Origin of the sequence: Nocardia blacklockiae (assembly GCF_015477355.1) — a bacterium.
Taxonomy (GTDB): domain Bacteria; phylum Actinomycetota; class Actinomycetes; order Mycobacteriales; family Mycobacteriaceae; genus Nocardia; species Nocardia blacklockiae.
On sequence record NZ_JADLRJ010000001.1, the window covers coordinates 621,406 to 636,572 of the forward strand.

1 protein-coding gene is annotated in these 15,167 nt (G+C 69.8%); it reads left to right on the forward strand.

Annotated features, from left to right (window positions below):
* The first annotated feature begins 148 nt into the window (after positions 1-148).
* Entirely contained in the window at positions 149-15,166 is a 15,018-nt protein-coding gene (locus IU476_RS02845) for a non-ribosomal peptide synthetase (RefSeq protein WP_228822968.1), read from the forward strand.
* Position 15,167 lies beyond the last annotated feature (1 nt).

The following is a 15,167-nucleotide window of genomic DNA, read 5'->3' on the forward strand; positions in this document are numbered from 1 at the left end:
TTCCTGAATACTCCTCCGGTTATGTGCGGCAGGACAATTCGTGCCGACCGGTATGCGCTCACTGGATTACTCGTGTAATCCAGCGGCTCTGTGCGGAACCCCCACTGCGACGGCGTGTTCGACATGCAATCCACGAGTTAGGTCGGCCATGTACAGTTCGACTTCGATTCAGAATGAACTCTGGTTAGCTCACGAATTGTCGGATATTCCCAATAATTGTCTCTGTTATATCGATATACGAGCCGCATTGTACCGCCATCACCTCGATGCCGCGGTACGTCAGGTATTCGGCGAGTCGGAGGCGCTGCGGGTCAATTTCGTGCGCGACGGCGGTGAGCTCGTGGCCGTGCCCCGGGATATCGGAGACTGGGCGCCTGCCTACGTCGATCTGACCGCGGAGCGGGATCCGGTGGCGGCCGCCTTCGAGCATATGGCCCGCAGTCGCGAGTCGGGTTTCGACCTGGAGCGCGACGCGCTGCTGCGGGTCGCACTGCTGCGCGTCGGCGACGACCGCTATTTCCTGTCGGTGTGTTTCCACCACATCATCATGGACGGTGTGGGCGTCGTGGCCTGGGCGCAGCGCGTGCTGGACGTGTACGGTGCGCTGACGGCCGAAACACCCTTGGAGCCTTCCGGTTTCGTGGGCATCGAGCAGATCGTCGAGGACGATCGCGCCTATCGCCGCGACCAGTGGGCGCTCGACCGGGAATACTGGCGCAGGCGCATGAAGGCCGATATCGATCCGCTGCGACTGCCCGGCCACGCCGCGGCCGACGCGGAGCCCGGACGCCTCGGCCGCACCTACAGCTTCAGCGCCGCAGATCTCGGCGAACTGCTGAACTCGGCGCGATCCGCGCAGGTCAAGCTGCCGTACCTGATCATGTCCGTCGCCGCGGCCGCCATCCAGCGCTGTTCGCTGCGCGACGAGTTCTGCCTGCAGCTGCCGGTGTCGAACCGGGTCGGCCGCGCCGGCCGGACGCCGTGCCAGCTCTCCGACACCGTCCCGCTGCCCATCAGTTCCAGCCGGGAGCTCACGCTCGGCGAACTCGCCGCCCGGATCGAGGGCACGATTTCCGACGCCAAGGCGCACCTGCGCTACGGCATACCGGACATCCTGCGGGACAGGCGGATACCGAATACCGGCGGCAATCCGTTCGGCCCGGTCGTCAATGTCATGTCGTTCTTCGGCGCGCTGCGAATGACCGGTGGCACCGCGGATCTCCAGCTGTACTCGGCCGGCAACAGCGGAGATCTGTCGATCGTCTTCCATTACGAAAAAGGGTCGGACCGCGGAGGATATCTGCGGCTGGAAGGGGATGCCCGCACGTATACCGACGCCGATCTGCGCACCTATCTCGGTTTCGTCGTGCGCTATCTGCGGCAGGCGATGTCCGATCCCGAGGTGCCGATCGGCGACGTCGATATTCTCGGCGACGATCGGCGAGTGGTCACCGAACTGTGGAACGACACGGCGGTGCCGATCGATACGGACGCCACGCTGGTGGAAATGTTCGAAGAGCGGGCCCGCCAGGCACCGGATTCGGTGGCCGTGATCTCCGGCGGCGTCGAGCTTTCCTACCGCGAGCTGGACGCGCGAGCGGAGCGTCTCGCACGGACATTGACCGCCCAGGGTGTGGGCCCGGACGACGTGGTGGCGGTGGCGCTGCCGAGGTCGGCGGAATGCGTCGTCGCGATGCTGGCGGCGCTGAAAGCGGGCGGCGCCTATCTTCCGCTCGATCCGAGTTATCCGGCGGATCGGTCGGCATTCGTTCTCCGCGATGCCGCGCCGGTCGTGCTGCTCACCGATAGGATCTCCGCGAAGTCCCTGCCGGACACCGGAATTCCGGTCGTCCTCCTCGACGAGGACGACCGGGAATTGCCGAGCCGACCGGCAGCGCGGCGCACACCACGCCCCGGAAATCTGGCATATGTGATTTATACGTCGGGTTCCACCGGAACACCGAAGGGCGTCGGCGTCACCCACCGCAATGCGGTTTCGCTGTTCCGCAGTACCGCCGCCTGGTGCGAATTCGGCCGCGACGACGTGTGGGCGTGGTGTCATTCGCAGGCGTTCGACTTCTCGGTCTGGGAGATCTGGGGCGCGCTGCTGCACGGCGGCCGGGTCGTGGTGGTGCCGTGGGAGGTCGTGCGTGCCCCCGCGCAGCTGTGGGAGCTGGTGGTGGACGAGCGGATCACCGTTCTCAACCAGACCCCGGCCGCGTTCCAGGCATTGGCGGAAGCTCGATCGCGCTGCGGCAGCACCGATTCCGCGCTGCGCATGGTGGTGTTCGGCGGCGAGGCGCTGCACGACACGCACGTGCGGCCGTGGTTCGCGGCCGACGGCGGTGACGGCACGGCTCTGATCAACATGTACGGCATCACCGAGACCACGGTGCACGTGACAAGGCTCGATCTGGCGACGGTGCCGGACATTCCGGGCGTCAGCCCCATCGGGCGTCCGCTGGGCAATGTCCGGGCGTACGTGCTGGATCCGTGGTTGCGGCCGGTCCCGGCGGCGGTCCCGGGCGAGCTGTACGTGGCCGGTGCGCAAGTGGCGCGCGGTTATGTGAACCGGCCCGCGCTGACCGCCGCGCGGTTCGTGGCCGATCCGTTCGATGCGGGTGGCCGGTTGTATCGCACGGGTGATGTGGTGCGGTGGACCACCGAGGGGCAGCTGGAGTTCGTCGGCCGCGCCGACGACCAGCTCGAGATCCGCGGCTTCCGGGTCGAACCGGCCGAGGTGGAAGCCGCACTGGCACAGCATCCCTCGGTCACGCAGGCCGTCGTGACCGGCCGTGACCTCGGCGCCGACACCCAGCTGGCCGCGTACGTCGTCGTCGACCGCGGCGGCTCGGTCGACGGCGGCGCGGTGCGCCGGTGGGTGGCCGACCGGCTGCCGGAGTTCATGGTCCCGGCGGTGGTGACGGTGATCGACTCGATGCCGCTGACCGCCCACGGGAAAGTGGATCGGCGCGCCCTGCCGGATCCGGAGTTCGCGTCGTCGGCGCGGTACCGAGCCCCGGGCAGCGAGCACGAGCGAGTGCTGGCCGAACTGTTCGCCGAGGTCCTCGGACTCGAGCGAATCGGCGTGGACGACAGCTTCTTCGAGCTGGGTGGGCACTCGCTGCTGGCCACCCGGTTGGTGAGCCGGATCCGCGCGGTGCTGGGCATCGAGGTGCCCATCCGGACGGTCTTCGACGCCCCGACCGTGGCGCAGCTGGTGACCCGCCTGGACGCGAACGCGCGGCTGCGCCCGGGGTTGTCGGCGCGGCCGCGACCGGAAGTCGTCCCGTTGTCGTTCGCGCAACGGCGGCTCTGGTTCCTGCACCGGCTCGAAGGCCCGTCGACCACCTACAACATCCCGGTGGCCGCCCGCCTGACCGGTGACTTCGATCCGGCGGCGTTCGCGGCGGCGCTCGGTGACGTGATCACCCGGCACGAGAGCCTGCGCACGGTCTTCCCCGAAATCGACGGTGTGCCCGCGCAACGCGTGCTCGACGCCGCGAGTGTGGAACCGCCGGTGCGCATCTCGGAGGTGGCAGCCGAGGCCGTGGACGCCGCCGTGACCACGGCGATGGAGCACCGATTCGACCTCTCCACCCGGATCCCCGTCCACGCCCGCGTCTTTCGCTGCGGCGACGGCGACCACGCGCTGGTCCTGCTGCTCCACCACATCGCCGGAGACGGGCTGTCGGCGGCGGTACTACTGCGCGACCTGTCGACCGCGTATGCTGCGCGGCGAGCGGGGCGGGCGCCGCAGTGGGCGCCGTTGCCCGCGCAGTACGTGGATTACACGCTGTGGCAACAGGAATGGCTGGGCTCGGCCACCGACCCCGGCAGCGTCGTGTCCCGCCAGTTCGAGTACTGGCGGCGCGAACTCGACGGGCTGCCGGAGCGGCTGCCCTTGCCGACCGACCGCCCGCGCCCGCGAGTAGCGAGCTACCGCGGCGACATGGTGCTGTTCGGCATCGACCCCGAAACCCGGAACGCGGTGGAGCGCACGGCCGTTCGCGCGGGTGCGACGGTCGCGATGGTGTTGCAGTCGGCCTTGGCGATCCTGCTGTCCGAACTCGGTGCCGGGGAGGACATCCCGATCGGCTCGCCGATCGCCGGGCGTACCGACGAGGCCGCGGCCGATCTGGTCGGGTTCTTCGTCAACACCTGGGTGCTGCGGGCGCGCGTCACCCCGACGGACACCTGCGCCGAGCTGCTGGCCCAGGTGCGTGCGAAAGCGCTGGCCGCGTACGAGAATCAGGACGCGCCGTTCGAGCTGCTGGTCGAACTGCTCAATCCGGCCCGCTCGGCGGCACACCACCCCTTGTTCCAGGTCCTGCTGTCCTTCCAGGACAACACCCTCGCCACACTGGATCTGCCGGACGTCCACGTCGAGCCCCGGCCGCTCACCACCACGACCTCCCGGTTCGATCTGACTTTCAATATCGGCGATGCCCCCGGCACGATCGGATGGGACGGGTTCGTCGAGTACGCCACGGACCTCTTCGACCGGGCCACGGTCGAGGCGATGGCGGACCGCCTGGTGCGGGTTCTGCGGCAGCTGACCGCCGACCCCGAGGCCGCGATCGGCTCGATCGATGTGCTGGGCGGTGACGAACGCGAACGAATCCTGCGCCGCTGGAACGACACGACCGCCGACATCGCTCACGGCACCGTGGTCGAGATGTTCCACGCGCAGGCCGCCCGGACCCCGGACGCGGTCGCGGTGTACTGCGGCGACGCGGCCCTGTCGTATCGGGAGCTGGATTCCCGTGCCGACCGTCTGGCACGGCTGCTGACCGCGCGCGGCACCGGCCCGGACGCCGTGGTCGCGGTGGCGCTGCCGCGGTCGGCCGACCTGATCGTGACCCTGCTGGCGGTGCTGAAGGCCGGCGGCGCGTATCTGCCGATCGATCCGGCCTACCCCTCCGAACGGCTGGCGCTCATCCTCGCCGATGCCGCGCCGGTGGCCGTCGTGACCGACCACGCCACCGCGAATACGCTGCCGGACAACGGAATACCGCGCCTGTTCCTGGAGACGGTCGATCACACGGAGGCCCGGACGGCGGGCCGGGCGGCCGCGGCACATCCGCAGAACTTGGCCTACGTGGTCTACACCTCCGGCTCCACCGGTGTGCCGAAAGGCGTGGGCACGACGCACCGGAACCTGGCGAATCTGGTGTCGCAAGACTGGTCGGCCGGGCCGGGGGAACGCGTACTGGCGCATTCGTCCATCGCCTTCGACGCCTCCACCTACGAGATCTGGCCCGCGCTGACCAGTGGCGGCGCACTGGTGCTGGCCACGGAGCGGCGCTCGGACCCGGCCGAGATCGTGCGGCTCGTCGACACGCGGTCGGTGACGAAGATGTTCTCCACCCCGGCCTTGCTCTCGGCGCTGCTCGATCGGGCCGAGGCGGTGCCCGGAAAGCCTTTGCGAAGCCTGACCCGGCTGATCGCCGGCGGCGCGGAACTGACCTCCTCGGTCGCGCGTCGAATGAGCGCCGTCGCCCCGATCGCCAACGGCTACGGCCCGACCGAGACCACGGTCTTCGCCACGATGTTCGCGGCGGGGATACCGCCCGAGGGCTCGGTGCCGATCGGCACACCGCTGGCCAACGTCCGTGTGTACGTGCTGAATTCGTCGTTGCGTCCGGTTCCGGCGGGCGTAGCGGGCGAACTGTACGTGGCCGGTGCGCAGGTGGCGCGCGGCTATGTGGACCGGCCCGCGCTGACCGCCGCGCGGTTCGTGGCCGATCCGTTCGGTTCGGGTGGCCGGTTGTATCGCACGGGTGATGTGGTGCGGTGGACCACCGAGGGGCAGCTGGAGTTCGTCGGCCGCGCCGACGACCAGGTGAAGATCCGTGGCTTCCGGGTGGAGCCGGGGGAGGTGGAAGCGGCACTGGCGCAGCATCCTTCGGTGACGCAAGCCGCGGTCACCGCCCGCGCCACCGACTCCGGCGGCACACGACTATTCGCGTATGTGGTCCCCGACGCGGGCAGCCCGGTCGACAGCGGACAGGTGCGCCGGTGGGCGGCGGATCGGCTGCCGGAGTTCATGGTCCCGGCCGCGGTGACGGTCGTCGACTCGATTCCGTTGAACGCCAACGGGAAAGTGGACCGTGCCGCCCTGCCCGATCCGGAATTTCCCGCGACGGCCGACTATCGCGCGCCGGAGAACGAGCGCGAGCGGGTCCTCGCCGAGTTGTTCGCCAACATTCTGGGAATCGACCGGGTCGGGGTGGACGACAGCTTCTTCGCCTTGGGTGGGCACTCGTTGCTGGCTACGCGATTGGTGAGCCGGATTCGGTCGACGTTGGGTGTCGAGGTGCCGATTCGCACGGTGTTCGACGCTCCGACCGTCGCGCGGCTCGCGCAACGATGTGACACCGATGTCGAGGTCCGTCCCGCGCTGACCGTCCGGCAGCGGCCGGAACCGATTCCGCTGTCGTTCGCCCAGCGGCGGCTGTGGTTCATCCATCGGCTCGAAGGCCGTTCCGCCACTTACAACATGGCCTTGGCGGTGGACCTGCGCGGTGCCGAGATCGCGGCCCTGCGTGACGCCGTCGGTGATGTGGTCGCCCGGCACGAGAGCCTGCGCACGATCTTCGCCGACGCCGACGGCGAACCCACGCAGCGCGTACTCGAAGCGGGCAGCGCCGAAGTGCCGTTCACCGTGACCGACACGGCCGCGACGGACATGGACGCCGCGGTGACCGCGGCGGCGCGATACGGATTCGACCTGTCCACGGAGATTCCCCTGCGCGCCAGCGTTTTTCGCCGCGACTCCGACGCGTGCGTCCTGGTGTTGCTGATGCACCATATCGCCGGGGACGGCTGGTCGCTGACGCCCCTGCTGCGCGATCTGTCGCAGGCCTATGCGGCCCGCCTCGAGCACCGGGCGCCGGACTGGGAACCGCTGCCCGTCCACTACGTGGATTACACCCTGTGGCAACGGGATCTGCTGGGCTCGGCGACGGATTCGGACAGCGTGCTGTCCCGGCAGTTCGAGTATTGGCGGCGCGAACTCGACGGCGTGCCGGAGCAGTTGCGGCTGCCGACCGACCGACCGCGACCACGGACCGCGAGCTATCGCGGTGACCTGGCCCATTTCACCATCGACCGCCCGACCCGCGCGGCGGTGGAGCGGCTGGCGGCGCGTGAGGGCGCGACGGTGTCGATGGTGTTGCAGTCGGCGTTGGCCGTGCTGTTGTTCAAACTCGGTGCGGGCGAGGACATTCCGATCGGTTCGCCGATCGCGGGGCGCACCGACGAATCCCTGGCCGACCTGGTCGGTTTCTTCGTGAACACCTGGGTGTTGCGAACCGAAGTCGCCCCGGCCGCGTCGTTCACCGAACTGCTGGCACAGGTGCGCGGAAAGGCGTTGGCGGCGTACGAGAATCAAGACGTTCCGTTCGAATTGCTGGTCGAATTGCTCAATCCGGTGCGCTCGGCGGCGCATCATCCGCTGTTCCAGGTGTCGCTGGCCTTCCAGAACAACGCCCTGCCCGCCGTGGATCTGGCCGGGGTGCGGTCCGAGCCGTACCCCGCGTCCACCGGCACGTCCCGCTTCGATCTGTTCTTCAATATCGCGGACGCCCCGGCCGGCCGGGAGTGGGACTGTTTCGTGGAGTACGCGACCGAGCTGTTCGAGCGGTCCACCGTCGAGGCGATGGCGCGACGCCTGGTGCGAGTGCTGCGGCTGGTCGCGGCCGCGCCGGAAGCGCCGGTCGGATCGGTCGACGTGCTCGATCCCGACGAGCGCGACCTGGTCCTGCGCCGCTGGAACGACACGCCGGTCGCGGTCCCGGACACCACGCTGGTCGGCCTGTTCGAGACCCAGGTCGCGACCCGCCCCGACGCTGTGGCGGTGAGCTGCGGCGACACCGAACTCACCTACCGGGAACTCGACGGCCGCGCCGAACGGTGGGCGCGCCTCCTGAACTCTCGCGGAGTGGGCCCGGACACGGCCGTGGCCGTCGCGCTCCCGAGGTCCGCGGACCTGCTGGTGGCATTGGTCGCGGTGGCCAAGGCGGGCGGCGCGTATCTGCCGATCGACCCGGCGTATCCGTCCGACCGGCTGGCGTTCGTTCTCGCCGATGCCGAGCCGGTCGTGATCGTGACCGATCGGCCCACCGCGGAAACCCTGCCGCACAACGGAATACCGCGGCTGTTTCTCGACGCGGCCGACGGCCACGCGGAGCGGGATCGCCGAGCGGTCGCGGTGCGCCCGCAGCACCTGGCCTACGTGATCTACACCTCGGGATCGACCGGTGTGCCGAAGGGCGTCGGGGCCACGCACGGGAACGTGGTGAATCTGATCGCTCAGGCCTGGGCGGTAGCGCCCGGGGACCGAGTGCTGGCGCATTCGTCGGTGGCGTTCGACGCCTCGACCTACGAGATCTGGCCCGCCCTGGCCGGCGGCGCGACGGTGGTCGTCGCGACCGAGCGGCGATCGGATCCGGCGGAGATCATCGGACTGGTCGAGGCGAAGTCGGCGACACACCTGTTCGCGACCCCGCCCTTGCTGTCCGCGCTCACGGACCACCTGAACACCCTGCCCGGCAACCCTTTCGGCAGCCTGACCCGGATCGATACCGGTGCCGACGCCCTCACCGCCGACGTGGTCGATGCGCTCAGGTCGGCCCGCGCGGGCGTGCGCGTCCACAATCTCTACGGGCCGACCGAGGCGACGGTCGACGTCACGTCACTGCTCGTGCCCGACGACGTGACCGGCACGGTCCCGATCGGTGGGCCGGTGGCCAATACCCGGGTGTACGTGCTGGATTCGTGGCTGAAGCCGGTCCCGGTGGGAGTGCCGGGCGAACTGTATGTGGCCGGGGCGCAGGTGGCCCGCGGGTATCGGGGGTGGGCCGCGCTCACCGCCGCGCGATTCGTGGCCGATCCGTTCGGTGCGGGCGGCCGGTTGTATCGCACGGGCGACGTGGCGCGCTGGAACCCGCAGGGACAGCTGGAATTCGGCGGACGGGCCGACGACCAGGTCAAGATTCGTGGCTTCCGGGTCGAGCCGGGGGAGGTGGAAGCCGCACTCGCACAACACCCTTCGGTGTCGCAAGCGGTGGTGGTGGCGCGCGAGACCGACACCGGTGGCAAGCAGCTGGTCGCGTACGTGGTCGCCGACAGCCGCGGGCCCGCCGTCGGCGAGGACGAATTGGTCGGTCAGTGGCGGAGGGTGTACGACGATCTGTATTCCGGCATCGAGGCCCCCGGCGACACCGGCGCGGCGGGCGCGTTCGGCGCGGACTTCTCCGGCTGGAACAGCAGCTATACCGGCGCGCCCATTCCGATCGAGCAGATGCGGGAATGGCGGGCCGCGACCGTCGACCGGATCCGGGAACTGCGGCCGCGGCGAGTGCTCGAAATCGGTGTCGGCACCGGCCTGCTGCTGTCGCGCCTGGCACCCGACTGCGAAGAGTATCGGGCGACGGATTTCTCCGTCGCGACCATCGCCACCCTCGAACGGCAGCTGCGTGACCTCGGGGAGGACTGGACCGCGCGCGTACAGCTGGAGGTCCGGACCGCCGCGGACACCCGCGGGCTGCCCGAAAACCATTTCGACACAGTGGTATTGAATTCGGTGATCCAGTACTTCCCCGGCGAGGCGTACCTGCGCGGCGTGCTCGGGCAGGCGCTGCGGCTGCTGACTCCCGGTGGGTCGATATTCGTCGGCGACGTCCGCAATCTGGCGCTGCTCCCGGAATTCGCCACCGCGGCCCAGCTCGCACGGCACGGGACGGGCGACATCACGACCCTCGCCCGGCGGGTGCGCCGGGATATGGCCGCCGAACAGGAACTCCTGCTCGACCCCGAATACTTCCTGAGCCTGCGCCGCGAGACAGGCGAGATCGACGCCGTCGACATCGAACTCAAACGCCGCCACTGGGTCAACGAATTGAGCCGCTACCGCTACGACGTCGTGCTGCGCAAGGCGCCGTCGCGGCCGCTGTCGGCCGCCGGAATGCCGGAGGTCGAGTTCGGCGGGCGGGACCGGCTGCGCGAACTGCTCCTGAATCGCCGCGGCGAGGGCCTGCGCGTCACCGGCATCCCGCATGCCGGGCTGCTCGGCGAGGTCGAAGCCGCCCGCCGCATCCGCAACGGCGGCACGGACATCGAGACCTGCGGCGTCGGTTTCGAAGGCGTCCTGTCGACCACCACCGAGCGGCCGGGCGGCGGTTTCCTGCCCGAGGACATCCACGCGCTCGGCCGGTGCTGCGGATACGCCACCGCGGTCACCTGGTCGAGCGAACCGGACCGGATGGACGCGGTGTTCCTCGAAAGCGAAGTCGCCGAAGGCTGTTCGCTGACCGACGTCTACGTGCCACCCGGACCGGTGGGCAGCCCGGCGGAGCATGCCAACAATCCGCAGGTCGGTCTCCTGGCGGCCGACGTGCGCCGATTCGCGGGCACACGACTGCCGGAGTTCATGGTCCCCGCGGCCGTAATGGTGATCGACGCGCTGCCGTTGACGGCGAGCGGGAAACTGGATCGCGGCGCCCTGCCGGATCCCGAGTTCGCCTCGACCGTGGAGTACCGGGCGCCCGGCAGCGTCGAGGAGAAGCTGCTGGCCGACCTGTTCGCCGAGGTGCTGGGGCTGGACCGGGTCGGCGTGGACGACAGCTTCTTCGCGCTCGGCGGCCATTCGCTGCTGGCGACCCGCCTGGTCGGCCGCATCCGGGCGGTACTGGGGGTGGAAGTGCCGATCCGGACCGTCTTCGACGCGCCGACCGTCGCGCGGCTGGCGACCGAGCTGGACACCGACGCCCGGGTGCGCCCGCCGCTCGCCGCGCGGACCCGGCCCGAGTCGGTGCCACTGTCGTTCGCGCAGCGGCGACTGTGGTTCATCCACCGGCTGGAGGGGCCCTCGGCGACCTACAACATCGCCCTCGCGGTGCGGTTGAGCGGTGCGTTCGACGCGGCCGCCTGCCGGGCCGCGCTCGGTGACGTGCTCGCCCGGCACGAGAGCCTGCGGACGATCTTCGTCGAGGACGACGGCACGCCCGCACAGCGGGTGCTCGACGCGGCGCGGGTCGAGCCACCGGTCACCGTGACCGACGTCGAGGCCGCCGTACTGGACGCGGCGGTCACCGCCGCGGTGCGGTACGGATTCGAGCTGTCCACGGAAATACCGCTGCGCGCCGACGTCATTCGCGTCGACGAGCGGGACTGCGTGCTGGTGGTGCTGATCCATCACATCGCCGCCGACGGCTGGTCGATGACGCCGCTGCTGCGCGACCTCGCCACCGCGTACACGGCGCGACTGGGCGGGCACGCGCCGGAGTGGGAACCCCTGCCGGTGCAATACGCGGATTACACACTGTGGCAACGGGATCTGCTCGGGTCGGCGCACGATCCCGAGAGCGTGCTGTACGAGCAGTTCGAATACTGGCGTCGCGAGCTGGACGGGGTGCCGGAGCAGTTGCGGTTGCCGACCGACCGGCCGCGCGGCCGGGTCGCCGACTATCGCGGCGATATGGTCCTGTTCACCATCGATGCCGAAACCCGTGCGGCGGTGGAGCGGCTGGCGGCGCGTGAGGGTGCGACGGTGTCGATGGTGTTGCAGTCGGCGTTGGCCGTGCTGTTGTTCAAACTCGGTGCGGGCGAGGACATTCCGATCGGTTCGCCGATCGCGGGGCGCACCGACGAGTCCCTGGCCGACCTGGTGGGATTCTTCGTCAATTCCTGGGTGCTGCGGGCGCGGGTGGATCCGGCGTCGTCGTTCGCCGAGTTGCTGGCGCAGCTGCGTGGAAAGGCGTTGGCGGCGTACGAGAATCAAGACGTTCCGTTCGAATTGCTGGTCGAATTGCTCAATCCGGTGCGCTCGGCGGCGCATCATCCGCTGTTCCAGGTGTCGCTGGCCTTCCAGAACAACACGCTGCCGGTGCTGGAACTGCCGGACGTGCGGATCGAGCCGTACCCGGCGTTCACGGCCACCGCGCGGTTCGACCTGTTCTTCAACATCACCGACGCCCCGGCCGGCCGGGAATGGGACGCGCTCGTCGAGTACGCGACCGGGTTGTTCGATCGGCCCACCGTCGAGGCCATGGCCGACCGGTTCCGCCGGATCCTGCGCCGGATCGGGTCGGCCCCGGATACGCCGGTGGGCGCGATCGACGTGCTCGGCGACCGCGAGCGGGACCTGTTGTTGCGGCGGCGGAACGACACCGCCGTGCCCGTCGCCGAGAGCACCCTGGCCGGGTTGTTCGAGTCGCAGGCCGCCCGGACACCGGATGCCGTCGCGGTCGCCGGCGCGGACGCGAGCCTGTCGTACCGGGAACTCGACACCCGCGCGGAGGACTGGGCGCGGCGGCTGATCGCGTGCGGGGTCGGGCCGGACGCCGTCGTCGCGGTGGCCCTGCCCCGATCGGCGGCGCTGATCGTGGCACTGCTGGCGGTGTCGAAAGCCGGTGGCGCGTACCTGCCGATCGATCCGTCCTACCCGCCGGGTCTGCTGGAATTCGTCCTCACCGACGCCGCGCCCGTCGTCGTCGTGACCGACTCCGCCACCGCGGGCACCTTGCCGCGCACCGCCACACCGCACCTGTACCTCGACGCCCCGCCCGCGGACGGCGCGGGCAGCGGGAACCGGGTCGCGGTGCGGCCGGGGAATCTGGCGTACGTGATCTACACCTCCGGTTCCACCGGTGTCCCGAAGGGCGTCGGCGTAACCCACGCCAACGTGGTGAACCTGGTATTTCAGGCGTGGGAGATGAGCGCACGGGAGCGGGTGCTGGCCCACACGTCGATCGCCTTCGACGCCTCGGCCTACGAGATCTGGCCCGCGCTGTGCGGCGGCGCGACGGTGGTGCTGACCGGCGCGCAACGCTCGGATCCGGCGGAGCTCACGCGATTGATCGAGACCCGGTCGGTGACAAGCATGTTCGCGACCCCCCCGCTGCTGTCGGCCCTGCTCGACCACGCCGGATCGATGCCCGGCGCACCACTAGCAACACTGGAGCGGGTCGTGGCCGGCGGTACTGAGCTGACCGCCGACGTCGTGCGCGCCTTGCACGCAAAGTACGCCGGAGCCCGGATCGTGAACGGCTACGGCCCCACCGAGACGACGGCCTGCGTGACCGAGCACGAAGTCGTCGCGGGCATCGACGGTGCGGTGCCGATCGGGCGTCCGCTGGGGAATGTGCGTGTGTTCGTGCTGGATTCGTGGTTGTTGCCGGTGCCGGTGGGTGTGGAGGGTGAGTTGTATGTGGCGGGGGCGCAGGTGGCTCGGGGTTACTCGGGTCGGGCGGGATTGACCGCGGCCCGGTTCGTGGCGGATCCGTTCGGCTCGGGTGGGCGGCTGTATCGCACGGGTGATGTGGTGCGGTGGAACACGGTGGGAGAGTTGGAGTTCGCGGGCCGTGTCGATGATCAGGTGAAGATCCGTGGCTTCCGGGTGGAGCCGGGGGAGGTGGAAGCCGCACTGGCGCAACACCCTTCTGTGTCCCAGGCCGTGGTCACCGCCCGCGACAACGGCTCCGGTGACAAGCAGCTGATCGCGTACGTCGTCGCCGACCGGGCCGGGCCACCGCTCGGCGAGGACGATCTGGTCGGGCAGTGGCGGCAGGTGTACGACGACCTGTACGTCGGCAACGGCAAGGACGGGACGGAGTTCGGCGCGGATTTCGGCGGCTGGAACAGCAGCTACACCGGAGAACCGATCCCCCTGGAACAGATGCGGGAATGGCGCGCGGCCACGGTCGACCGAATCCGGGAGTTGTCGCCGCGGCGCGTGCTGGAGATCGGCGTGGGATCGGGGCTGCTGCTCTCGCAGCTCGCGCCGGACTGCGAAGAGTACTGGGCGACAGACCTTTCCGCCGCCACCGTCACCACGCTGCGGCACCGGCTGCACGAGCTCGGCGCGGACTGGGCCGGCCGCGTCTTCGCGAGCGCCCAAGCGGCCGACGACATGAACGGCCTGCCGGACAACCATTTCGACACCGTGGTGCTGAACTCCGTCGTCCAGTACTTCCCCGGCGAGGCCTATCTGCGCCGCGTCCTCGAACGGGTGCTGCGAGTGCTGGCCCCCGGCGGCGCTGTCTTCGTGGGCGACGTGCGCAATCTCGCTCTGCTGGAACAATTCACCACCGCGATCGAGATCACCCGCCACGGCGGCGAGGACCCCGAACTCGTCCGGGATCGGGTGCGCCGCGCCATGTCCGCCGAACGCGAACTGCTGATCGCCCCGGAATACTTCCTGGGCCTGTGCCGGGACGCGGACGGTTTCGCCGCCGTCGACATCGAACTCGAGCGCGGCCGCGCGGTCAACGAACTGACCCGGTACCGCTACGACGTCGTGCTACGCAAGGCTCCGGCGCAGCCGCTGTCGCTCGCCACCGTGCCCGCCGTCGCTTTCCACGACCGCCAGAGGCTGTGCGATCTGGTGGCGCAACCGCATCCGGAAGGCCTGCGCGTCACCGGGATTCCGCGCGCCGGGCTGCGCGGCGAGGCCGAGGCCGTCCGGCGGATCCGGGCGGGCCGCCCCGTCTCGGCGGATCTCCTCGACGACCCCGACGGGTCCGGGCTGCTGCCCGAGGACCTGTATCAGCTCGGCCGGAGAAGCGGGTACCGCACCGCGGTGACCTGGTCCGCGGAACCCGATCGGATGGACGCGATCTTCCTCGACGCCGCCACCGCGCAGGACCGGCCGCTGACCGACGTCTACCTGCCCGCGGCCGCCGTGACGACTCCGGCCGCGCACGTGAACCACCCCCAGGACGTGCTGCTGCCCGTCGACCTGCGCAGGCTCGCCGCCGAGCGGCTCCCGCAGTTCATGGTGCCCGCGGTGGTGATGGTGATCGACGCGATCCCGTTGACCGCCAACGGAAAGCTCGATCGCGCGGCACTGCCCGATCCCGAATTCGAGTCATCGGTGCGTTACCGCGCGCCCAGCACCGAACGGGAACGGGTCCTCGCCGAATTGTTCGCCGAGATCCTGGGTCGCGACCGGGTCGGCATGGACGACGGCTTCTTCGCGCTGGGCGGTCATTCGCTGCTGGCGACCCGGCTGGTCAGCCGGATCCGGGCGGTGCTCGGCGTCGAGGTCCCGGTCCGGGTGATCTTCGACGCGCCGACCGTCGCGCAGCTCGCGCAGCGGTGGGAACAGCTGGCCCCCTCGCGGCGACCGGCGCTGCGCAGGATGAACAGGGAGGTGGGCTGAG